Raw genomic sequence first — 21,994 nt, 5'->3', positions numbered from 1 at the left:
GGCGCCCTTCGTGCGAAGGGCGCCCCCAGCCACGTACGGGCGGGCTAGTCGGTGGCCTTCGCCAGCTTCAGCGCGTACGACGGCCACCAGTCGCCGGCCTTCGGGCCGCCCTTGCAGGTGCCGTCCGACTCGCCAGGCCGCTTGACCCACAGGTAGGCGTCGACCAGCGGATCGGCGGTCTTGGTCGTGGGCGACTCGCCGAGCGCGCGCCCCGGCGGGTTGCACCAGTTCTCGTCCTGATCGCCGTCCGTGTACGGGCCGTTGCCGTTGCGGCTGGTGTCGATGACGAAGTGCTTGTTCCCGACCTTCGCCGACAACTGCTTGCCGTACCGGATGGAGTCGTCGGTGGAGTAGAAGTTGGAGACGTTGACCGCGAAACCGTCGGCCCGGTCGATGCCCGCGCGCCGCAACGGCTCGTATATCCCGTCCGGGTGGCCCCAGCCCGCGTTGCCCGCGTCCACGTAGACCTTGGTGTTCTTCAGCGTCTTGAGTGTGGAGACCGCGCCGCTGAGCAGGTCGTAGCGCTCCTCGTGGAACTTTTCGGGCGTGCACTCGTCGACCAGGTGCAGCACCGCGTCCGGCTCCAGGATCACCGTCGCGGGCCGGTCCCCGATGCCCTTGGCGACCCCCTCGATCCAGGTCCGGTAGGCGTCGCCGTCCGCGGCGCCGCCCTGGGAGAACTGGCCGCAGTCGCGGTGCGGGATGTTGTAGAGGACCAGGAGCGCCGACCGGTCGGCCTTCTCGGCGGCCTCGGTGAAGCCGCGCGCCTCCTGTTCGGGGTTCTCCGGGCCGATCCATTCGCCGGTCGGCTGCTCGGCGATCTTGCGGATCTGCTCGGCGTCGTCCTTCTTCCCCGCCTTCACGTACGCGGCCACCTGCAACGCCGCGTTGCCGTCCGGATTGACCCAGTACGGGTCCGAGCCCGCCGGCCGCTGCGAGATGGCGGAACCGCCGCCCTTCTCGCCGTCGCCGTCACCCCCCGAGGAGCATCCCGCGAGCAGCAGTACCGCTCCCGCCACCGCACACGCGCCTGCCCCGACCCCCCTGCTGCCGTACATCCAACTCCCCCTTGGGTGCACCGTCAGAAGTACCAATCGTGACATAGGAGGCGCACCGCCACGAGGTGGTCCGCTCGTTGTCGGCTAGCTGTTACAGCGCCGCCGTCCGGACCTTCACCGACCCTCGTCCGGGCCTCCGCCGAGCTTCGTCCGGGCCTCGTCCGGGCCTCCACCGAGCTTCGTCCGGGTCTCGTCCGGGCCTTCCCCGCGTCTCGTCCGATCCTCCGCCGGGCGTCGCCCGCCCACAGGAACCGGCCGTTCCGCCGTACCGCCCCGGAGACCGCCCCGCACCGCCCGACCCTCGCCCACCTGCACGCATCACGGAACGCGACCAGTCGCAGACTTGGCGTCAAACCCCCCCTAGGCCAGAGCTGTCATCCGTTCTAGAGTCGTCACAAACGGCCCCGGCCCCCGGCCGAGCACAGCGCTCGTCACGCCTGTCCTGAGCTTCGAGGCCTCCCGCGCCGGACGCCGGGTTACTCCCGCAGCCCGTGCACGCGCGGTCGAGGACCAGCCCGGTCGGCGGCTCCGGGGGGAGCGGGCCGCCGACCGGGCCAGGTTGTTCACCGTTCTTCGCGCCCTCGGCCACGACGGGCGCTGCGCACCGCGACCGCCACGGCGGCGACCGCCGCGAGCACCAGACCGACCACGGTCTGCCGGGTGCCGGGGCCGGTCGAGCGGGTGTCGACGGTGGCGAAGTGGGCGCTGCCCACGTCGCCTACGTCGCCCGCGCCGCCCGCGCGTACGGGCTCGACCGGCGCGGCGGGGGCGGACGCCGCGGACCCGGCGGCCCGGTCGTCCCGACCGCTGCGGTCGCTGCGGTCGCTGCGGTCGTCCCGGTCATTGCGGTCGTCCCGGTCGTCCCGGTCGTCCCGGTCGTCCCGGTCGTTGCGGACTACTTTGAACGTGGCATCGAAGTGACGCTCGTGCCCGGTGCAGCCGACCCGTACGTGATAGGTGCCGGGCCGCAGCGCCGGGCGGACCCGCGCCTGTCCGGCCAGGGCGGCTCTGCCGCCGGCGGGCCGGGTGAGCCGGGCACCCGTGACGAACGCCGTCGACTCGGCGGTGGCCGAACCGCCCGCGCACCCCGCCGCCCGCAGCGTGACGGCGCCGCCGGGAGCGGGGGCGGCCGGGGTCAGGGAAACGACCGTGCCGCGCGTACTGATGGCGTCGGTCGTCCTGATGGCGTCGGTTGTGCCGGTCGCGTCGCCCGCGTAGGCCGCGGGGCCGAGCGCGACGGCGACCGCCGCGCCCGCACAGAGAGTGAGCCGCAATGAACTCATCGTGAACCTCCAGATACCTGGAGGCTCCTCCCCCGGAGGCCGGACCGCACCCGGAGGGACGGGCGGCTGCTCCGTTCGGGGGTAAAACCGCCGCCGCGCGCATGAACGCGCGAGAAGCGGTGCCGGACGGGGCTCAGCCGCGTGAGCAGCCGCGCGGGAGACGGTGCCGGGCGGGGCTCAGACGCGCTCGACCAGGTCCGCGATGGAGTTCACGACCGAGGACGGCCGGTACGGGTAGCGCTCGATCTCCTCGGTGGTGGTCAGGCCGGTGAGCACCAGGAAGGTCTCCATCCCCGCCTCCAGACCGGCCAGTACGTCCGTGTCCATCCGGTCGCCGATCATGGCGCTGCTCTCGGAGTGCGCGCCGATGGCGTTCAGCCCCGTCCGCATCATCAGCGGGTTCGGCTTGCCCGCGAAGTAGGGCTGCTTGCCGGTGGCCTTCGTGATCAGCGCGGCGACCGCGCCCGTGGCGGGCAGCGGCCCCTCCTGCGACGGCCCGGTCTCGTCCGGGTTGGTGCAGATGAACCGGGCCCCGGCGTTGATCAGCCGGACCGCCTTGGTCATCGCCTCGAACGAATACGTACGGGTCTCGCCGAGCACCACGTAGTCGGGCTCCTGGTCGGTGAGCACGTACCCGATGTCGTGCAGCGCCGTGGTCAGCCCGGCCTCGCCGATGACGTACGCGGTGCCGCCGGGCCGCTGGTCGTCCAGGAACTTGGCGGTGGCCATCGCGGACGTCCAGATGTTCTCCACCGGGACGTCCAGGCCCATGCGCCGGAGCCGGGCGTGCAGGTCGCGGGCGGTGTAGATCGAGTTGTTCGTCAGCACCAGGAACGGCTTGCCGGAATCCTTGAGCTTCTTGAGGAAGTCCCCGGCGCCGGGGATCGGCACACCCTCGTGGATGAGCACACCGTCCATGTCGGTGAGCCACGATTCGATGGGCTTGCGCTCTGCCATGCCGTCTCCTGCCGTACGCGGTGCTGCGTCGGCCTCAGCCTATCGATCACTTCCCGCTCACGGCCCCCCGCCAGGGGGAACGGATCTCGAACAGTGATCACGGATCACGGATCACGGATCACGGATCACGGATCACGGGGGGCTAGCGGTAGTGCGGGGAGCGGGGCCTGCGCAGGGCGCGGCCCCAGGCCGTCAGGCAGGTGCCGCACGTGACGAGGAGCAGGGCGCAGGCGAGGGCCGCGGTCGTCGGGAGCCTCGGGCGGGAGCCGGTGCCGGCCAGCTCCTGAGCGCTCGGTGAGTCACCTCGTACCCGGTCGCCGATACGGAAGCGGTAGTCGTTCGACTGACCGACCCAGTCGCCGTCGTCCTCGCGGCGCTGCACGACGGCCGCGTTGGCCACGACGCCGTTGGGGGCGGTCGCGGCGGAGGTGACGGAGAGGCGCACCTTCACGGTGCGCGTGCGGCCGGGACCGACCGTGACGCCGGGCCGACCGCCGTCGAACACCCCGATCAGCTCGTCGTCCTCCGTCCGCACCAGGGGTACGGCGTGCGGGCGGCTCCCGTCGTAGAACTCGAGGCGCACCTGTGACGGCCGCAGGGTGCGGTGGTCGTCGACGAGGACGACGACGGGGTGGATGTTCACGCAAGGGCGGGCGGTGGTGTTGGTGAGGTCGAGATACCAGGTGCCGTCGCCACCGCCGGGCTCGTAGCCGTCCGGCCCGCCGTGGACGCGGGTGGTGAGGGGGAAGACGCGACTGTCGGGTCCGGCGCAGGTGGGGGCGCGGGCGGGGATGTTGTCGGCGCGGGCCGTGTGGGAGAGGGGGCCGCAGGCCAGGGCCACCGCGAGGGCGAGGGTGAGGGTCGGGGCGAGGGCGAGGGTGAGAGCGGGGGTGAGGGTCGGGGCGAGGGCGGGGCAGGGGGACGCGCGCAGTCGCATGCCGGTTACCTGCCCCGGCGGGCGCCGGTCCCGGACTCCCCGGCCCGAAGCGTGCCGCAACGGCGGCCCGGGTCCCCTCGATCGGCTGCGGCCGGGTTGCCACGGGACGGAGTCCTCTCGATCGGCTCCGGCCGGGTTGCCGCGGGGCGGAGTCCTCTCGATCGGCTCCGGCGGGGTCGTCCCTGGGCCGAGCGGGCTGTCGGCGCGACCGTTGCCGCGTTGCCCGGCAGCCCGGCGGCCCGGCAGCCCGGCAGCCCGGCAGCCCGATGGCCCAGCGGCCCGGCGGCCCGGCGGCCCGGCAGCCGGATGGCCCGGCAGCCGGATGGCCCAGCGGCCCAGCGGCCCAGCGGCCCGGCAGCCCAGCGGCTCGGTGGTCCGGCAGCCCAGCGGCCCAGCGGCCCGGCAGCCCGGCAGCCGGATGGCCCAGCGGCCCAGCAGCCCAGCGGCTCGGTGGTCCGGCAGCCCGGCAGCCCGATGGCCCAGCGACCCGGCGGCTCGGTGGTCCGGCAGCCCGGCAGCCCAGCGACCCGGCAGCCGGATGGCCCAGCGGCCCAGCGGCTCGGTGGTCCGGCAGCCCGGCAGCCCAGCGGCCCAGCAGCCCAGCAGCCCAGCGGCCCAGCGGCCCAGCGGCCCAGCGGCCCGATGGCCCGGCAGCCCAACGGCCCGGCAGCCCAACGGCCCGGCAGCCCAACGGCCCGGCAGCCCGATGGCCCGGCAGCCCGGTGGCCCTCGCAAGACTCGTCAGCCCTCCGCGCGGCCGAAGAGGGGGGTCAGGAGGAGTTGGGCCGCGCCCTCCGCGACCACGCGGGCGCCGCCGGGGGCGAGCCGGACCGGGACCGCCGCGGCCGGGCCCTTTCGCCGGGCGCGCTCGTCGAGGACGGCGCCCACCCCTCGTACGAAGGGTTCCTCGTGGGCGGTGACGGTGCGGCCGCCGAGGAGGACGAGGTCGATGTCGAGCAGCGCGGCGAGGTTCGCGGCGCCCTCGCCCAGTACGCGGGCGGCGTCGGCCACGGCGCCGCGCGCCACCGCGGCGAGGCACAGCGCCTCGATACAGCCGCGGTTGCCGCATTCGCAGGGCGGCCCGTCCAGCTGGATCACCTGGTGCCCGAACTCCCCCGCGCCGGTCCGCGCCCCCCGGTGCAGCGCCCCGCCGATCACGAGTCCGGCCCCGAGCCCGGTACCGAGGTGGAGGTACGCGAAGGAGCCGGTGCCGGTGCCGGTGCCGGTGCCGGTGCCGGTGCCCGCGTCCGCCGCGTCGGCGACCGCGAGGCGGAGGGCGGCGGCGTTGGTGTCCTTGTCGACGGCCACCGGTACGCCGAGCCGCCGCGCCAGCGCGTCCCGCAGCGGGAAGCCGTCCCACTCGGGGAACCCGGTGACGCGGTGCAGCACTCCACGGACGTGATCGAGCGGCCCGGGCAGCGCGACACCGACCCCCAGAAGCCGGCCCGTCTCCCCGACTCCGGCACCTCCCTGCTCAGGCGCCAGTGGGCCGACCTGTCCGCCAGGTATCACCGCCGGTGCCGAACGGATCAGCTCCACCACCTCCCGTGCCGCCGCTTCGACCACGGGATCGGCGCCCGCGCCGAAGTCCAGTGGCGCCCGCCGCCGCGCGACCACCGCGCCGGTGAGGTCGCAGAGCACGGCCGTCAGCTCGTCCCGGTCCAGGTGCAGGCCGACCGCGTGGCCCGCCTCCGGCACCAGCCGCAGCACCGTACGCGGCTTGCCGCCGGTCGACGCGCGGCGGCCCGCCTCCGCCGCCAGGCCCTCGGCCCGCAGCCGCGCGGTGATCTTGCTGACGGCCTGCGGGGTCAGCCCGGTCCGCTCGGCGACCTCCAGCCGGCTGATGCCGTCCGGGTCGGCGGTGCGCAGCAGGTCGAGCACGAGCGCCGCGTTGTGGCTGCGCAGCGCGGGCAGATTCACGCCCGGCCGGTTCACCCCGGTCGCCCCGTCTCCGCCGCCGCGCGCCGCCACCGACGCCACCGACGCCGCCGCTCGATCCTCTCCACGCCCACTGTTCACATACGCCATTGTCCCCCGCGCTTGCACTTTGGCAACAGCGTTGCGAAAGTGGAGCGCATGACAGGCAGCAGCATGAACGGCACAGGCACAGGCACAGGCACAGGTGCTGGCACCGAATCCGGTACCAGCACCGGCACCGGCCCCGCCTCCGCCTCCGGCACCGGCCCCGCCCCCGGTACCCCCCTCCGCGTCGGCCTCATCGGCTACGGTCTCGCGGGCTCCGTCTTCCACGCCCCGCTCATCGCGGCGACCCCCGGCCTCGCCCTCGACACGGTCGTCACCTCGAACCCGGAGCGGCAGGCGCAGGCCCGCGCCGAGTTCGGCGACGGCCTCCGGTTCGCCACGGCGCCCGATGAGCTCTGGGCGCGCGCCGGCGAGCTGGACCTGATCGTCATCGCGTCCCCGAACAAGACGCACGTCCCGCTGGCCACCGCCGCCCTCGGAGCAGGGCTGGCGGTCGTGGTCGACAAGCCCGTCGCGGGTACGGCGGCGGAGGCCCGGAAGCTGGCCGCCCTGGCCGACGAGCGCGGCCTGTTCCTCTCCGTCTTCCAGAACCGCCGCTGGGACAACGACTTCCTGACCCTGCGCAGCCTCCTCGAAAAGGGCGAGCTCGGCGAGACCGTCTACCGCTTCGAGAACCGCTTCGAGCGCTGGCGCCCGCAGCCGAAGGGCGGCTGGCGCGAGTCCGGCGACCCCGCGGAGATCGGCGGTCTGCTGTACGACCTCGGCAGCCACGTCGCCGACCAGGCACTGACCCTCTTCGGCCCGGTCACCCACGTGTACGCCGAGTCGGACGTACGCCGCCCCGGCGCCGAGGCCGACGACGACACCTTCATCGCGCTCACCCACGTCAGCGGCGTCCGCTCCCACCTGCACGTCACCGCCACCACCGCCCAACTGGGCCCCCGCTTCCGGGTGCTCGGCTCGGACGCCGGTTACGTCAAGTACGGCCTCGACCCACAGGAGGCCGCGCTGCGCGAGGGCGAGCGGCCCACGGACGACGGCGCGTGGGGCGTCGAGCCCGAGTCGCTGTGGGGGCGCCTCGGCGCGGGCGAGTCCCCGGTGACCGGCGGCGGTCGCCCGGTGCCGACGCTGCCCGGCGACTACCCGGCGTACTACGCGGCCGTCGTCGACGCGCTCCGCGGCGAGGGCCCGAACCCGGTCACCGCGTACGAGGCCGCCGCCGCCCTCGACGTACTGGAGGCCGCGCGGCGCTCCGCCCGCGACGGCGAGGTGGTGACCCTGTGAGCGACCGGAACGCACCGGGCACCACCCCGGTCACCTCTACCCCTACCCCGGCCCCGGCCGTGACCGCCACCGCCACCGCGACCGCGACCGCGACCGCGACCGCCCCGACCATCGCCGAGCTGGAGGAGCAGGAGCGGCGTCTCACGCTCCCCCGGTTCACGTACGACGACGCGTGGGCGCTCGGCTCGCTGCTGGTCGGCCTCGCCCGTGAGCGCCGCGCGCCGGTGGCGATCGACATCCGCCGCGGCGGCCAGCAGCTCTTCCACGCGGCGCTGCCCGGCTCGACGCCGGACAACGACGCCTGGATCGACCGCAAACGCCGGGTCGTCGAGCGCTACGGCTGCTCCTCGTACCTGGTCGGCTCACGCTTCCGCGCCAAGGGCACGACCTTCGAGGAGTCCTCCCGCCTCGCCCCGGACGTGTACGCGGCACACGGCGGCGCCTTCCCGATCACCGTCGAGGGCGCGGGCGTCATCGGCACGGTGGTGGTCTCCGGACTGCCACAGACCGAGGACCACGCACTGGTGGTGGAGGCCCTGGAGCGCTTCAGGAGCGCCTGACGCGCAGTCGTCACCGGCCCGCGCGTACCGCGAGCCGACGAGCCGACGAGCCGTCCAGCTGAACAGCACTCCACAAGGCATGACTGACTCGGCGTGCCGCTGTCCCCCACGTCACGCGGCGTCCACCTGTCAGCTCCGGCACCGCCGACTTGTCCCGGGCCTCACCGACGCATGACTCGCCACGCGGCAATCGTCTTCTTGTACGCCTCGGGCATGGTGAGGCCAGGCACCTCCTCATACTCGAAGAGGCCCAGCCCCTTGTGCTCGTGCGACAGCTTCGGCTGCCTCGTGCCGGTGTACTCCGCTCCGTAGCTGACGACGAAGACGTGCCGGTGCGGGAAAATCTCGTACACCCAGGAGTCGATGATGGTGACCCCCTTGAGGAGCTGAGGTTCGAGCGTCAGTTCCTCCTGCACCTCCCGGAGGACCGTGGATTTCGCGGTCTCCCCCAGTTCCAGTTTTCCGCCAGGGAGTTCCCACTCCTCCCTTTCATTCTTGAGAAGGGGGATCTTCCCCTGGACCTCGACCACCATCTTGACCGAGATGGGCAGTTGATACTCGAAGTAGCCAGGGTTTCGCTCAACGAGATACGGCTGGTTCGTGTCTCCCACGGTTCAGCTCATCCTTCCTCGACTCTCCTGCTCACACGCGAATGAGCAGGGCCGTCGCATCGTCCGACTTCTTGAAATGGGCACTACTGAGCGCCTTCGTCTCGTGGTTCCTGACACGGTCGAGCACGGCCGACAGTCCTGACTCCAGCGCCTCCTGGAGCAGCGCCCGCCAGTCGGGGTAGATGTGGTAGTCGACGACAGCTCTGGCGAAACCGTCCGTGCACAGCAGCACGTAGTCCGCCTGGCCCGGACCGAGGGTTTCGGTCTGGATGTGCAGCACAGCGTCAGGGTGGCCGGAGAAGACCGACTCCTCGAAGGCGCCCCTGATGTACATCTGCCGACGCCTCCGGATTCCGTCACGCGAGTCGGTGTCGGTGAGATCCGCACCGCTCGCCCGCTCGATCGCCTGGGCCTCACGGCGGCCGAAGAACGTGGTCGACACCTCGATCGTGCGCCGGCCGAAGGCGAGACACGTCGGGTCGCCGACCCGGGCGAGTTCGATGCCGTCGGGGCCGGCGCGCAGGAGGCCGACAGAGCAGGTGGGGTGGATGCGGTCGGCGGGGAACCCGAGCGCCCTCATGTCGTCGCCGACCCGCCGGGCCAGCGCGTGCAGCAGATCGCCCGCTCCTGGCCCTCGGTCCTTCGCTCCCTCCTCCTGCAACAGTTCACCCATATGGTCGACCAGCCACACGACGTCCGAGGGTGCGGACATGAACGCATCGGGTTCCAGGTCGGTGGCCCCGTCGATCACCCAGGCCCAGTCACCGGAACAGCCGTATCTGTCTTCGTTCGGGCGCGACGCGTTACCGGCGGAAATGACGGCGTCCAGAATGTTCAACATCAGATACGCACCAGCCAGCTCGGAGCCAACAACCCAGTGACGAGAAGGAGAAACCCTAGCGCAGCAGCCAGCGCAACACGCCGCCACAAGCTGTGATTGATCATGAGAGAGAAGGCAGAAAACACAAGTACCAAGGCCCCGGCCATTGCGGTCACCAGCCGCACCGCCACCGCGCCAGAAGCCTGACTTGCGACGTTGGCCGTGCTGGCCACGAAAGCGACCACACCGGCCAGCAGTCCCAACAGTTCGAGTTGCTGCGTCCGGAACTGGCTCATCTCTTCACGGAACGAGTCCCGCGACCTGATCCACTCCGACCGCTGCGAGAAAACATCGATCTTCACTCGTGTCGTCTGATACTGAGAAATCCTGCGCAAATAGTCCATACCTTCTCTCGGTTCGAGTTCGATGGCCCTCCGCACAAGGCTGCGCGCAGTGTCGAAATCGTCCTTCAGGCACAGGATTCGCGCTTTCGTCTCGAAGTAATGAGCGATGCGCCCGTAGGACAGGGTGATGGCACGGTCGACCGACGCCTCGGCCTCGTCCAGCTCTCTCGGGCCGGGCGGGGCGTCTCGGCGCTCCAGATATTCCGCGATGAATTCGGCTACCTGGTGCTGGACGCCCGGGACGTCGGCCAGCAACCGCGCCGCCTCCCGGGAGTGCTCGATGGCCTGGAGCAGACTGGCGAGTTCTCCTTCCAGCCGGAGGATCACAGCCCTGAAAGTATGGAAGTAAGGCTCACTCCCGAACTCCCTCTCATGCCTGTTCACCAGATCCGCGTACTCCGACAGCCTTTCCTCTCGCCGCAGCCGCAACAGAACCGCATACAGAGCACAGAAACGTAATGCGGCCGGCCTGGAAACGTCCTCGCAGATTCTCCGGAACGTCCGCTCCGGGTTTCTCGTCCGATCGATCACCCTACGGATCTCGACCAGAAATTCTGGGTCACTGGTGGGCGGCAGGGCTCTCAGGGCAACCTCCACCTCACCCCTGCTTGAATAGAAAGACGGAGCCATCACATGTCCCCCTCTGGAAGACTGCCGTGCCGACGAAACATGAATCCCTTATTGAGGGCGTGATATGCGGAGTCGCAGTCGACCCGGAAAAGGATCCTGATCCCTTTCCTCACTCCCGCGAAACAAGTCCGCCCATGGAGAACCCTGTGATTATGGATCATATATCCCTGGCCTGACCGCAGGTTGATTTCAGGCGTGCGCCGGATCTCACTGCGCAGACCGAGAATGAGCGATTCAGATAATCGGGATCTCGCCTCCGGCCGTGCCACCTCGTCATCCCGGTACCGGATTACGGTGTAGCCGCTTCGGTCGATCTCCACTATTTTCCGGCGCCACAGATGAGCACGGTCGGTGAGCCACAGATCGTCTGCGATGCGATGCAAGGCGTCCGGACGGTATCTCCACAGCAGGGATGCCGTGTCGACCAGCAGCGCATGCCCACCGACTGCCGCCTCCTCGAGCATGAGAAAGCAGAGGACGGCCGGAGGAGCGTCCACGATGCTGCGATCGGTATGCGGCGTGAGAGCCTCGTGCGTGAACCCGTCCGTCCCAGGCGGCCTCCCTGTCTCCGGGCAAGGCCCGATCACTGTCCACGGAGTGTCAGGCGAGTGCGGGTGCCGGCAGGCGGTCAGCACACCGCGGAACCTCTCGATCACCTCATCGCGGTCCGTCTCCGACAGGAAGACGATGCCTTCCCGCATCAGCGAAGGAAGCACCCCGTGCTCACCCAGCGGCCTCCCCGAGCGACTCACGATCTTCATAAGCGTGCCCCCAAGCCCTCCTCAGCGGATCGTAGCCACCGGCGCGGTAGCGAAACGGGTCCCGTCAGCCAGACAACAGGCTGCTGCTGATCGAGGTCACACCGGCGTTCTCGTATCGGCCGAGGGGTGCGACGCCGGTTCCCGCCCCAACCCTCCGGGTGCGCCGGACATACCGGACAAGCTCCAGACGGTCACCGTACGCACCGACATCGTCACGGTTCACGGTAGGCCCGTTCAGCCAGGCTCAGTAGCGTGAATTGCGAAAGGTCCGCCCAACTCTCACCGGTGAATCGTCACTTCAGCGTGTTGCTCACTCCGCGCCACGCGGCGCCCGCCGCGACTTCGGCACCTGGTACGACGCCGATCGCCGCGCCCTTCTCGCCTCCGGCCTTCCGGCACCGAGCACGCCCGCTAAAGCCTGACCCACACCCACTGGACCGTGACCACCGTCTTCCCGGCGGCAACCGACCACCGTCTTCCTGAAGGCCCCGGTCAGGCGAGCGCCGTCGCCGCGGGCGCCGCGCCCGGCATGTCCCGGTACAGCACCGCCCGCTCCACCGCGCTCCAGGTCGTACTGGTCACCACGTACAGCGCGGCGGCCAGCGGGACCACGGCGACGGTGAAGAGGGTGAAGTAGGACAGCAGCGGCAGGACCCTGGTGAGCGCGCCGAGGCCGGGCACCTGCTGGTCACCGGCGGCCGGGGAGGCGGCGGGAGTGGCGGCGGGAGTGGCCGTCATCGTCCGCCGGGTGCGCCGGTAGTTGAAGGTCGCGACCACGGCGACGACGGCGAAGACGCCCAGGTAGACGAGACCGGCCGGGCCGAAGAGGCCGCCGTCACCGAGCGCGTCCGCCCACCGGCCGCCGAGCGGCGCCGCGAACAGCCGGTGCCCGAGCAGCTCGTTGGCCTCGCCGCCGATGGCCGAGCTGGAGAACAGGTGGTAGAGCAGGAAGAACGCCGGGAGCTGGAAGAGCACGGGCAGGCACCCGGCGAGCGGCGACACCTTCTCCTCGGCGTGCAGCTCCATCAGCGCCTTCTGGAACTTCTCCGGGCTCTCGCGGTGCTTCTCGCGCAGCGCCGTGATCCGCGGCTGGAGCCGGGCGCGCTCCCTCTGCCCGCGCGCCGCCGCCCGGGACAGCGGGTGCACGAGCAGCCGTACGAGCGCGGTGAACAGGACGATCGCGGCGGCCGCCGCCGAGCCGTGGGCGAGCGGCTGGAGCAGATCGGCGAGATACCCGACCAGGTGCGCGAAGACGGACATGACAGGGGACAGCAAAGACGACATGGGTGAGCCCTCCGGGGGTCTCGTCGTGCCGGATGAAGACGTGCTGCGTCGGCATGACGACCCGCGTGGGGCAAGGGAGAGAAGGGAAGGAGCGTGCCCTACGCGGCCGTCGGGAGGGCCCGTCCGGGTGCGCGGGGCCGGGTACGGCCGCGGGCGTCGGGATCGCGTTGCGGCAGGAACGCCGTACGGCGGGCGCGGTCGCGGATGGCCGTCCGTACCCGGGTGGGCGGGACGGCGGGCACGCTGCGCGCGGCGATCAGCGCGCAGGCGGCGAGCGCGGACCCGGCCGCGGCCGTCGCGGCGAAGGCGACGGCGGCGGAGAGGCTGCCCGCGTCGAGCAGGGCGACCTGGGCGAGGAGGAGCAACAGGGCGACGACGGGACGCGGGCTGACCCAGCTACGGTTCACCGGCCCCCCATTCACTCGAATCACTCGAACATACGGCTCCTTGCCGTTATACAGGATCGGCGGCGACGGGGTCGGCCGCGTCGATCGCGAGGACCTCCTCGTCGGGCCGCTCGTCGCGCCGGTCGCCCGCTCCCGCGTACGTCACCGCGAGCGCCACGACGAGGTTCAGCGCGAGGGCGACGATCCCGGCGTTCAGGCCGAGGACCGGGTCACGGCCGCTGAACACCAGCCAGCACACCAGCGCTCCCCCGGCCGCGAGCCCGCAGAGCCCCGCCGTGAGCGTGAACCGCCGCCAGACCAGGCCGAGCAGCAGCATCGGCACGAGCTGCGCCATGCCCTCGTACGAGATGAGGGAGAGCCGTACGAGGGTGTTGGGGGCCGTGTAGGTCAGCAGCAGGGCGAGTGCGCCGGCGATGACGACGACCGTCTGGGAGGCGAGCTTCTGGGTCCGCTGGGCCCGCCAGCGGGGCACGAGCGAGAGCACGCTGCGGCCCCACATCGTGCCGATGACCAGCATGAACACCGCCATCGGGACGATGGAGGAGAGGGCCGCGGCGACCCCGATCACGCCGACCGACCAGGCGGGCAGCGAGTCGACGACGAGCTTGAACAGGGCGAGGTTGGAGTCGGCGCCGGTGAGCCCCGGGACCACGAAGAGGGCGGCCATGCCGAGCAGCATCGGTACGAAGAGCAGCACGTTGTACGCGGGCAGCCAGATGGCGTTGCGGCGCAGGGCGTCGCCGTCGCGGGCGCCGAGGTAACCGGCCACGGTGGTCGGGAAGATGACGACGGTCAGGGCGTTGAGGAGCGACGTGGTCACGAACCAGGAGACGCCGAGACCGCTGGCCTCCCCGCCGTGCCCGGGGAGCGTCAGCCACTCCCGCTTCTCCGTCGTGAGCCGGCCGAGGAAGTCGCCGTACCCGTCGAAGTAGTGCGTCGGCACGTACACGACGAGGAAGGCGAGGGTGCCGATGACGAGCAGGTCTTTGAGGACGGACACCCACGCGCTGCCACGCAGGCCGCTGACCACGACGAACGCGGTGGTGACGGCGAAGGCGACGAAGTAGGCCCAGTTCAGGCTGACGGCGCCGTACGAGATGGTGGACAGGACCACGCCCATGCCGGTCAGCTGGAGCTGGATGTACGGCAGCAGGCAGACGGTCGCGAGGACGGCGATCAGCGCTCCGGCCCAGGGGCGGCCGTAGCGGTGGGCGACCATGTCGGTGATGCCGACCAGGCCGTGGCGGCGCGCGTACCCGTGGAACATGGGGCCGACCAGGTAGGCCACCGCGTAGCCGCAGGACATGTAGGCGACGACGTAGAGGACCGGGGCGCCGTAGTTGTAGCCCCAGCCCGCGGCGCCCAGATAGCTGAAGCTGGTGTACGACTCCCCCGCCATCAGCACCCAGATGAACACGGCCCCGAGACTCCGCCCGCCCACGGACCACTCGGCGAGCCCGCCCTTCCCGGCCCCTCGGCCCCTCTTGGTGCCGCGCACGGCGAGCAGCCCCAGGGCGACGGTGACGGCCATGAAGACGGCGAAGACGGTGGTGGCGACGGTGGAGTTGCTCACGCCCGCCCGCTCTCACGCTTGTTGTCGCCCCGCCAGGTCAGCCATACGGCGAGCGGCGTCAGGACGGTAGCCCCGAGCAGCCAGACGAAGAGGAAGGGCAGCCCGAGGAGCACGGGGTCGACCCGGTTCACGAACGGCAGGGCACCCAGGTAGAGGACGAAGGGCGCGAGCAGCCAGAGGCGGTGCAGACGGGGAGGGCGGGGAGGGCGGTCTTCCGCCGGGCGTGCGGTCACGGAGTACGACCTTAGCGAGGGGTGGCGTGGGGCCTTCGGCGGACGCGGCCCGGGGCCTTCGGCCGACGCGGCCCGGGGTCTTCAGCGGACGCGGCCCTCCCTTGTCCTCACCCTTCTCACAACCCTTGGAAGAATCACCGTCCAACCCCTCGACAACCCGTGCGCCGCACTCGATGCTTCCTGAGGCGAGTACTGCATGGCATGCGCACGACACACAGGTCGGCCGGCGGAGCATCGCGGCCGGCGGCCGTGCGTCACGGAGACCGGGACGGAAACGCAGACGGACACGGAGACGGAGACGTCATGATCCGACGCAGAACACTGCTGGCCGCCGCGGGCGGCACCTTCCTCGGCGGCGCCCTGGCGACGGGCACCGCGCGGGCCGACGCGACGATCGCGGTGAACCCGTCGACGTCGTACGGGACCTGGGAGGGCTGGGGCACGTCGCTCGCCTGGTGGGCGAACGTCTTCGGGGCACGGGACGACTTCGCCGACGCGTTCTTCACCACCAAGTCCGTGACGTACAGCGGCAGGACGCTGCCCGGCCTGGGCCTGAACATCGCCCGCTACAACCTCGGCGCGTGCAGCTGGAACAGCGTGAACGGCGAAAGCATGGTGGCCTCGCCGAACATCCCGGCCTTCAAGCAGATCGAGGGCTACTGGCAGGACTGGACGAACGAGGACCCGGCGTCCTCGGCCTGGGACTGGAGCGCCGACGCCAACCAGCGCTCCATGCTCCAGAAGGCGACCGCGCGGGGCGCCGTCAGTGAGCTGTTCGCCAACAGCCCCATGTGGTGGATGTGCGGCAACCACAACCCCTCGGGCGCCGCGGACGGCGGCAACAACCTCCAGACCTGGAACTACCGCCAGCACGCCTCCCACCTGGCCGCGACCGCCCTGTACGCCAAGAACAACTGGGGCGTGAACTTCGCGACGGTGGACCCCTTCAACGAGCCGGCCTCGTCCTGGTGGACGGCCACCGGCACCCAGGAGGGCTGCCACTTCGACCCCGCGGTCCAGGCCGCCGTACTGCCGTACATGCGCAGCGAACTCGACGCCCGCGGCCTCACCGGGGTACGCGTCTCCGCCTCCGACGAGACGAACTACGACACCGCCCGCGCCACCTGGGCCTCCTTCGGCTCCTCGACGAAGGCCCTGGTCAGCCAGGTCAACGTGCACGGCTACCAGGGTTCGGGCGGCCGCCGGGACGCGCTCTACGCGGATGTGGTGACGACGTCCGGCAAGAAGCTCTGGAACTCGGAGACGGGCGACAGCGACGCCACCGGCTACACCCTCGCCTTCAATCTCCTCTACGACTTCCGCTGGCTGCACCCGACGGCCTGGGTCTACTGGCAGGTCATGGACCCCTCGACCGGCTGGGCGATGATCGCGTACGACCAGAGCACCCTCCAGCCGACGACCGTGCAGACGAAGTACCACGTCATGGCCCAGTTCAGCCGGCACATCCGCCCCGGCATGCGGATCATCGACACGGGCGTCAGCTACGCGGCGGCGGCGTACGACGCGACGGCCAAGCGCCTGGTGATAGTCGCCCTCAACACGGCCACAACCTCCCAGACCCTGACCTTCGACCTCTCCCGCTTCACCACGGTCACCGGCGGCTCGGGCGGTCTGGTCCCCCGCTGGAACACGGTCACGACGGGCGGCGACGCGTACGCGGCGTACGCGAACACGTACCTGAGCGGAAAGTCGGTGGCGGTGCCGTTCGCGGCGAAGGCGGTGCAGACGCTTCAGATCGACGGGGTGACGGTGTAGAAGGGGTGCGCCTCCTGCCCTCTCCTTTTGTCAGGGACCGGCAGTACGGTGTGCATCATGCGCCCCGACACGCCAGCCGAGAACGTCGATCACAACGCCGAAGCGGCACGCCTGGAGCGGACCGCCGGCCTGTACCCCGAGGACGCCGAGCACCTCCTGCTCCAGGCCGCCGCCCACCACGAACTGTCCGGTGACCGCCCGCGCGCCACCACCCTGTACGACAGCCTGCTCTCCGCCTCCACTCCCCTGGACAACCCCCACCTGGTACGCGCACTCAAGGCGGCGAACCTCTGGGAGTACGGGCACGAGGCGGAGGCCCGCGCGATCATCGACGGCGTCCGGGCCGCGGCCCCCCGGGACCCGGCGGCCTGGGTGATCGTCGCGGAGTCGCTGGAGACGCACGACGAGCTGGAGGCGGCGCAGGACACGTTCACGCAGGGCGCGCGGCTGCTGCTGACGGACGTGGCGGAGCCCCCGTACGCGACGCACCCGCTGCTCTTCGGCCGCCACCGGGTCCGCCGCATGCTGGGCGCGCCGCACGACGAGTGGGACGCCCTCGCCGACACCCTGCACACGGCCCCGGTCTCCCTGGACGAGCTACACGACCCCAAACGCGTCTGGTCCCTCGGCTCCGACAACCCCGCCGAGCTCCAGGCCGAGATCGCCCGCCTCCAGTCAGAGCTGACCACGGCCCGCGAGGCCCTGTCCCGCCCGTTCCCTGTCGCCGTCCTGCACTGGCCGGAGGATGAGCTGGAGGAACTCACCACGGCGTACCCGTCCCTGTCCGAGGAGTACCCGTCCCACGCCGACCACCTCGCGACGATAGAAGCGTCCCTCCGCGAACTCTCCACCTCCGGCACCCCGAACCTCGGCATCGTCACGGGCACGGTCCCGTCGTACGAGGCGTTCGCGGCCTCGGAGGCGTCGTCCCCGGCAGACGTCGCGCTCCTGCCGCAGTATGCGACGACGCTGGCGGCGCGGGGGTTGGCGGTGACTTGGCCGCCGGAGCGGGGGGCGGATTGCTGGTGCGGGTTGGGGCGGGCTTACGAGGGGTGTCACGGGGCGTAACCCTTCGACACCGACGGGCCCCGGAGGACCCCCAGCCCCCAGACGCAATCCTCCAAAACAATCACGATTCAGCGCAAAACCCTCGCATGTCAGCAGCTGCTGTTAGAACAGATCCACAGCGGCACAAGTTGACTCAAGTGGTGGCGCGAGGATCGCGAGAGTATGAGGAGTAAGCGTGGCACAGGCTGGGGGGCCGGAACCGATTGCAGGCGTGTACGAGAAGTTGGTCACCGACGACGTACGTGCTCAGCTGGAGCAATTCGAATCCGCTGGTTGGAAGGCCATCGACGGCGAGGTTGGCCCAGAGTCCTCGCCTCACGTCTTGGCCCGCCACATTGGAGAGGTAGTTGGACGCACGCTAAGCCAACTACCGCACGACAAGCGGGTTGCCGCTGCCAATCGCATCCTGGAATCGCTGGCCGCTGCGGCACCGGACGAGCACAACCTCGAAGCGACGAGCAGCATCGTTGACGGCCCGCGGCAGTTGCTGGCTCTCGCTGAGCAAGAGGCTCCCGGGGTCTACGCGATGCGCCCACTCACTCCGCTTTCGGAAACGTCACTGATCACTAACTCGCCGGAAGACCCCAGTTTGGGGACGGAGTTGCGAGCAGAGCTGGCAACAGCCGACCGCATCGACCTGCTCTGCGCCTTCGTGAAGTGGTACGGGCTTCGGGTACTGGAGGACTCCCTGCGCGCCGCGAAAGAGCGGGGCGTGGAGATTCGCGTCATCACCACGACGTACATCGGGGCTACCGATCGCCACGCCCTGGACCGCCTGGTTCGTGACTTTGGCGCCACAGTAAAGATCAACTACGAACTCCGTTCCACGCGCCTACATGCGAAGGCGTGGCTGTTCCGCCGGAGGAGCGGCTTCGACACGGCGTACGTCGGCAGCTCCAACCTTTCGAAAGCAGCGCTCCTCGATGGCTTGGAGTGGAACGTACGGTTGTCGTCCATCGCAACACCCGCAGTGTTGGACAAGTTCGAGGCAACCTTCGATGCGTACTGGAACGACATCGCGTTCGAGAAGTACGACCCTGACTTGCACAGCGACCGTCTCGATCACGCCCTGGCACAAGCAAGCGGAACTGCACCTACAGCGGACCTAAAGATCAATCTTTCAGGTCTTGAGGTACGCCCTTTTCCTCATCAGCAAGACATGCTGGAACGGCTCCGCGTCGAGCGCGAGATACGCGGCAGAAATCGTAATCTGCTGGTCGCTGCCACCGGCACCGGTAAGACCGTGATGGCCGCCTTGGACTACCGGAGTCTCTGCACGAAGCAAGACGTCAAGCAACCAAGGTTGTTGTTCGTGGCTCACCGTAGGGAGATCCTCGGGCAGTCCCTCCGCACATACCGTGAGGTCCTTGATGACGCATCTTTTGGGGAACTCCTCTACGGGGGCCAAGAACCTCAGTACTGGAATCACGTGTTCGCGAGCGTCCAATCTCTCAACGTTAAGCGTTTGGAAACACTGGCGCCTGACCACTTCGACATCATCGTCATCGACGAATTCCATCACGCAACTGCCGCAACCTACCGAAAAGTGCTCGACCACTTCCGGCCGAAGCAACTGTTGGGCCTGACCGCCACGCCTGAGCGCATGGACAGGCTCAACGTGCAGGATGAGTTCTTCGATGGCCGTATCGCGGCCGAGATGCGACTGTGGGAGGCGCTGGAGAACGACCTACTATGCCCATTCCATTATTTTGGAATTCCTGATGGCACCGACCTGACGAGCCTAGGGTGGAACAAGGGAACCTACGCAGACAGCGATCTAGGTAACCTCTACACAGGCAATCACGCGCGCGCTCGCATCGTGGTCAAGCAAATTCAAGATAAGGTTTCAAATCCAGAAGCAATGCGCGCACTGGGTTTCTGCGTAAACAAGTCACATGCTCGCTTCATGGCCGAGTTCTTCCGCGAGGCTGGCTTCCGGGCAGTGGCCCTGGACAGCGAATCTTCGCCCGCCGTGCGGGCTCAAGCACTTGCCGACCTCCGCGACGGCAATCTACAGGCGATTTTCTCCGTCGACCTGTTCAATGAAGGTCTCGACATCCCGGACGTGGACACACTGCTGCTCCTACGTCCCACCAACAGCGCGACCATTTTTCTCCAGCAGCTTGGCCGAGGACTTCGCCGCACTAACTCAAAGCCGGTACTGACCGTGCTGGACTTTATTGGCCAGCACAGGAAAGAGTTCCGCTTCGAGGAGCAGTTCCGAGCCCTGACGAACCTCTCACGCAACCGCCTCGTTGACCACATCGAGCACGATTTCCCGCAACTCCCGTCTGGCTGCCAGATCATCTTGGAAGGCAAGTCAAAGGATCTCGTACTCGACAATATTCGCACTCAGCTTGGCGCCACGGTGAAGACCTTGGTCAACGAGGTGCGTGCCTATAACACACCGCGGCTTGAGGACTACCTCAAAGAGAGTCGACGCGAAATCAAGGAGCTCTACAAGGGCGACAACTCGTGGACAACCGTACTCCGGAAGACAGGTGCGCTTGCAGATTTCGCCCCTTCTGACGAAGCAGCTCTCCTAAAGCGCGTACACGCCTTCCTGCACGTAGACGACCCTGACCGCGCCCAGGCATACCTTCGCCTCCTCGCCGATGACGCTCCGCCCTACCAAGAGCTGGACCCCACCAACCAGACGTACGCGCGCATGCTGTTCTTCAACCTGTGGGATAACGCAGGCGGGTTCACCAGCTACGAGCAGGGACTCAACTCGCTGCGCGACCAGCCGGCATTCCGTGACGAACTCCGCCAGGTGTTGTCGCACGTCATGCAGCAGGCCGATCACTTCCCCATCCCACTGCCAGAAAGCCACCGCCACGTTCCCTTGATGATCCACAGCTCCTACAACCGGTCCGAAATCTTGGCCGGGCTCGGCGTGGCCCGCCTCGGCGGCCAGATGCCCCGATCCTTCGCTCAGGGTGTCCAGTGGGTGGAGGAGATCAAGACCGACGCTTTGCTCATCACGTTGGAGAAGAACGAGAAGGACTTCTCTCCCACAGTGCGCTACAAGGACTACGCCCTGAGCCCCAAGCTCTTCCACTGGGAGTCCCAGAACGCGACGGCAGAAAACTCTCCAACGGGTCTGCGCTACCAACATCATGAACAGCAGGGAAGCCATGTCCTGCTGTTTATGCGCCGTTACAAGAGCACCGACATTAACAAGTCACAGCCGTGGATGCTCCTCGGGCCCGCGACCTACGAAGATCACAAGGGCAGCAAGCCGATGGGGATCACGTGGCAGTTGGATCACGAACTTCCGGCTGATGTCTGGACGTATGCGGCTATCACGCAAGCTAGTTGACCGTGCACAGTGTCAGAGCAATCAGCTAGCGTCGAAGCATGGACAAACCTTCGATCACGCCTGGGCTACTGACTACCCGTGAAGAGATGAAGAAGCTGTTCGGTGGAGGCACCCAAGGAGGGATCATTCCCTCCGATACCACCTCGAACATACTCATTTACGTAGACCACGACAGCGGCAAGAAGTACGGCTACGAGGACGGCTGGTTAGCCGAAGAAGACGAGCTGGGGCCCGTGTTCGAGTACACGGGCCAAGGAACCCGCGGAGAGCAAACGTTCCTGGGGCGGAACGGATCCCGCAACGCAGCCGTCCTCTACCACGCCGACACGGGGAAGTCACTGCGTGTTTTCATGGCGGCGGGAAGAGTATCTGACCCTAAGTCGGCCGCCAAGCAACAGCGATACATAGGCGAATTCGAGTTGGACTCGAACCAGCCTTACACCGTTCGTGAAGCCAATGACGAGAACGGTGAACGCCGCCGCATAATCGTCTTCCGTTTACGACCGAAGGGCGACTTCGAACGGATCACCAAGGATGCCATATCGCGAGCGGAAGCAACCGACGCCAATCCGGTGTCTGCCGACGTCGTCGCAGGCAAGATGCTCGAGCCCAAAATGGTGAAGCCGAGGAAGAGCCAGGCGTCGGAGAGCAGACGCGCCGCCCAACCCAGCTTCATAGCTGACCTTCGCCAATCCGAACTACGGGCCAGTTACCTTGCAGAGCTGAAATCGCAACAACATGAAGTTTTCGCCTATCAAATAAAAATAGCAGGCACGACTACCATCCTCAAAACCGACGTCTACGACGCCACCACCCATGAGCTGTACTCAGTGAGGGGTGAGGCCAGCCGGGAGGAGGTGCGAATGGCGATCGGACAACTGAAGGATTATGCAAGGCACATCAAACCTCGCGGCCTGACTCTTTCAATACTCCTCCCCGCTCCGCCTCAAGACGACTTAGTGGACTTGCTCCATACCGAGGGCATAGACATCGTCTATCGCAGCGATCATGAATACATGAGAAATCCAGCGAAGTAGCTACCC

The 21,994-nt window shown here is 68.7% G+C and carries 19 protein-coding genes; 6 read left to right on the top strand and 13 right to left on the bottom strand.

What is annotated here, in order from left to right:
• Window positions 1–44: 44 nt before the first annotated feature.
• The 5 genes from ACFV6E_RS09920 to ACFV6E_RS09900 form a co-directional block, all read right to left on the bottom strand.
• Entirely contained in the window at window positions 45–1,058 is a 1,014-nt protein-coding gene (locus ACFV6E_RS09920; RefSeq protein WP_385460319.1) for a glycoside hydrolase family 6 protein, read from the bottom strand.
• A gap of 563 nt (window positions 1,059–1,621) precedes the next feature.
• Window positions 1,622–2,341: a hypothetical protein gene (locus ACFV6E_RS09915; RefSeq protein WP_385460317.1), complete on the bottom strand. Its 720-nt coding sequence runs from the start codon at window positions 2,339–2,341 to the stop codon at window positions 1,622–1,624.
• Window positions 2,342–2,518: 177 nt separating this feature from the next.
• Entirely contained in the window at window positions 2,519–3,298 is a 780-nt protein-coding gene (locus ACFV6E_RS09910) for an HAD-IIA family hydrolase (protein ID WP_385170684.1), read from the bottom strand.
• A gap of 142 nt (window positions 3,299–3,440) precedes the next feature.
• A complete protein-coding gene (locus ACFV6E_RS09905) occupies window positions 3,441–4,235 on the bottom strand; it encodes a hypothetical protein (protein ID WP_385460315.1) in 795 nt (264 codons plus the stop codon).
• A 741-nt stretch (window positions 4,236–4,976) separates the two neighbouring features.
• Entirely contained in the window at window positions 4,977–6,263 is a 1,287-nt protein-coding gene (locus tag ACFV6E_RS09900) for an ROK family protein (protein ID WP_385460313.1), read from the bottom strand.
• A 48-nt stretch (window positions 6,264–6,311) separates the two neighbouring features.
• Here ACFV6E_RS09900 and ACFV6E_RS09895 point away from each other — a divergent pair, with 48 nt between their 5' ends.
• Both ACFV6E_RS09895 and ACFV6E_RS09890 read left to right on the top strand, forming a co-directional pair.
• Window positions 6,312–7,502: a Gfo/Idh/MocA family oxidoreductase gene (locus tag ACFV6E_RS09895; protein ID WP_385460311.1), complete on the top strand. Its 1,191-nt coding sequence runs from the start codon at window positions 6,312–6,314 to the stop codon at window positions 7,500–7,502.
• A 59-nt stretch (window positions 7,503–7,561) separates the two neighbouring features.
• Window positions 7,562–8,062, top strand: coding sequence for a heme-degrading domain-containing protein (locus tag ACFV6E_RS09890; protein ID WP_385460334.1), 501 nt, complete (start codon window positions 7,562–7,564; stop codon window positions 8,060–8,062).
• 161 nt (window positions 8,063–8,223) lie between these two features.
• On the opposite strand, the gene ACFV6E_RS09885 is transcribed toward ACFV6E_RS09890, so the two are convergent.
• From ACFV6E_RS09885 to ACFV6E_RS09850, 8 genes are all read right to left on the bottom strand, one after another.
• On the bottom strand, window positions 8,224–8,673 hold the full coding sequence (locus tag ACFV6E_RS09885) for an NUDIX domain-containing protein (RefSeq protein ID WP_385460309.1): 450 nt from the start codon (window positions 8,671–8,673) through the stop codon (window positions 8,224–8,226).
• 31 nt (window positions 8,674–8,704) lie between these two features.
• Window positions 8,705–9,514, bottom strand: coding sequence for a hypothetical protein (locus tag ACFV6E_RS09880; RefSeq protein WP_385460307.1), 810 nt, complete (start codon window positions 9,512–9,514; stop codon window positions 8,705–8,707).
• Window positions 9,514–10,494 (bottom strand): hypothetical protein, encoded by a 981-nt coding sequence (locus ACFV6E_RS09875; protein WP_385460305.1) that lies wholly within the window; start codon window positions 10,492–10,494, stop codon window positions 9,514–9,516. The genes ACFV6E_RS09880 and ACFV6E_RS09875 overlap by 1 nt, the downstream gene beginning before the upstream one ends.
• 32 nt (window positions 10,495–10,526) lie before the next feature.
• The gene (locus tag ACFV6E_RS09870) at window positions 10,527–11,288 is read right to left on the bottom strand and encodes a TauD/TfdA family dioxygenase (RefSeq protein ID WP_385460303.1); all 762 of its coding nucleotides are present in this window, start codon (window positions 11,286–11,288) and stop codon (window positions 10,527–10,529) included.
• Window positions 11,289–11,780: 492 nt separating this feature from the next.
• Entirely contained in the window at window positions 11,781–12,548 is a 768-nt protein-coding gene (locus ACFV6E_RS09865) for a YidC/Oxa1 family membrane protein insertase (RefSeq protein ID WP_385460331.1), read from the bottom strand.
• 122 nt (window positions 12,549–12,670) lie between these two features.
• A complete protein-coding gene (locus ACFV6E_RS09860) occupies window positions 12,671–12,979 on the bottom strand; it encodes a DUF6412 domain-containing protein (RefSeq protein ID WP_385163630.1) in 309 nt (102 codons plus the stop codon).
• A gap of 46 nt (window positions 12,980–13,025) precedes the next feature.
• A complete protein-coding gene (locus tag ACFV6E_RS09855) occupies window positions 13,026–14,510 on the bottom strand; it encodes a sodium:solute symporter (RefSeq protein ID WP_385460329.1) in 1,485 nt (494 codons plus the stop codon).
• Between the two features lie 38 nt (window positions 14,511–14,548).
• The gene (locus ACFV6E_RS09850) at window positions 14,549–14,785 is read right to left on the bottom strand and encodes a DUF3311 domain-containing protein (protein WP_385460301.1); all 237 of its coding nucleotides are present in this window, start codon (window positions 14,783–14,785) and stop codon (window positions 14,549–14,551) included.
• A 303-nt stretch (window positions 14,786–15,088) separates the two neighbouring features.
• Between ACFV6E_RS09850 and ACFV6E_RS09845 the strand changes: the two genes are divergently transcribed.
• The 4 genes from ACFV6E_RS09845 (at window position 15,089) to ACFV6E_RS09830 (ending at window position 21,988) form a co-directional block, all read left to right on the top strand.
• Window positions 15,089–16,561, top strand: a complete 1,473-nt coding sequence (locus ACFV6E_RS09845; RefSeq protein WP_385163635.1) for a beta-1,6-galactanase — start codon at window positions 15,089–15,091, stop codon at window positions 16,559–16,561.
• A 57-nt stretch (window positions 16,562–16,618) separates the two neighbouring features.
• A complete protein-coding gene (locus ACFV6E_RS09840) occupies window positions 16,619–17,629 on the top strand; it encodes a hypothetical protein (protein ID WP_385460299.1) in 1,011 nt (336 codons plus the stop codon).
• A 175-nt stretch (window positions 17,630–17,804) separates the two neighbouring features.
• Window positions 17,805–20,951 (top strand): DUF3427 domain-containing protein, encoded by a 3,147-nt coding sequence (locus ACFV6E_RS09835; protein WP_385460297.1) that lies wholly within the window; start codon window positions 17,805–17,807, stop codon window positions 20,949–20,951.
• A 38-nt stretch (window positions 20,952–20,989) separates the two neighbouring features.
• Window positions 20,990–21,988 carry a hypothetical protein gene (locus ACFV6E_RS09830; RefSeq protein ID WP_385460295.1) on the top strand — a complete coding sequence of 333 codons (999 nt, stop codon included), beginning with the start codon at window positions 20,990–20,992 and terminating at the stop codon, window positions 21,986–21,988.
• Window positions 21,989–21,994 lie beyond the last annotated feature (6 nt).

Origin of the sequence: Streptomyces sp. NPDC059785 (assembly GCF_042732375.1) — a bacterium.
Lineage (GTDB): Bacteria > Actinomycetota > Actinomycetes > Streptomycetales > Streptomycetaceae > Streptomyces.
Note: the sequence above shows the minus strand (reverse complement) of the source record. Positions and strands in the feature narration are given on the sequence as shown.

Coding starts and splice junctions, on each gene's coding strand:
- ACFV6E_RS09920 (WP_385460319.1), bottom strand. CDS start 1,058: ATGTACGGCAGCAGGGGGGTCGGGGCAGGCGCGTGTGCGGTGGCGGGA.
- ACFV6E_RS09915 (WP_385460317.1), bottom strand. CDS start 2,341: ATGAGTTCATTGCGGCTCACTCTCTGTGCGGGCGCGGCGGTCGCCGTC.
- ACFV6E_RS09910 (WP_385170684.1), bottom strand. CDS start 3,298: ATGGCAGAGCGCAAGCCCATCGAATCGTGGCTCACCGACATGGACGGT.
- ACFV6E_RS09905 (WP_385460315.1), bottom strand. CDS start 4,235: ATGCGACTGCGCGCGTCCCCCTGCCCCGCCCTCGCCCCGACCCTCACC.
- ACFV6E_RS09900 (WP_385460313.1), bottom strand. CDS start 6,263: ATGGCGTATGTGAACAGTGGGCGTGGAGAGGATCGAGCGGCGGCGTCG.
- ACFV6E_RS09895 (WP_385460311.1), top strand. CDS start 6,312: ATGACAGGCAGCAGCATGAACGGCACAGGCACAGGCACAGGCACAGGT.
- ACFV6E_RS09880 (WP_385460307.1), bottom strand. CDS start 9,514: ATGTTGAACATTCTGGACGCCGTCATTTCCGCCGGTAACGCGTCGCGC.
- ACFV6E_RS09870 (WP_385460303.1), bottom strand. CDS start 11,288: ATGAAGATCGTGAGTCGCTCGGGGAGGCCGCTGGGTGAGCACGGGGTG.
- ACFV6E_RS09865 (WP_385460331.1), bottom strand. CDS start 12,548: ATGTCCGTCTTCGCGCACCTGGTCGGGTATCTCGCCGATCTGCTCCAG.
- ACFV6E_RS09855 (WP_385460329.1), bottom strand. CDS start 14,510: ATGGCCGTCACCGTCGCCCTGGGGCTGCTCGCCGTGCGCGGCACCAAG.
- ACFV6E_RS09845 (WP_385163635.1), top strand. CDS start 15,089: ATGATCCGACGCAGAACACTGCTGGCCGCCGCGGGCGGCACCTTCCTC.
- ACFV6E_RS09840 (WP_385460299.1), top strand. CDS start 16,619: ATGCGCCCCGACACGCCAGCCGAGAACGTCGATCACAACGCCGAAGCG.
- ACFV6E_RS09830 (WP_385460295.1), top strand. CDS start 20,990: ATGGACAAACCTTCGATCACGCCTGGGCTACTGACTACCCGTGAAGAG.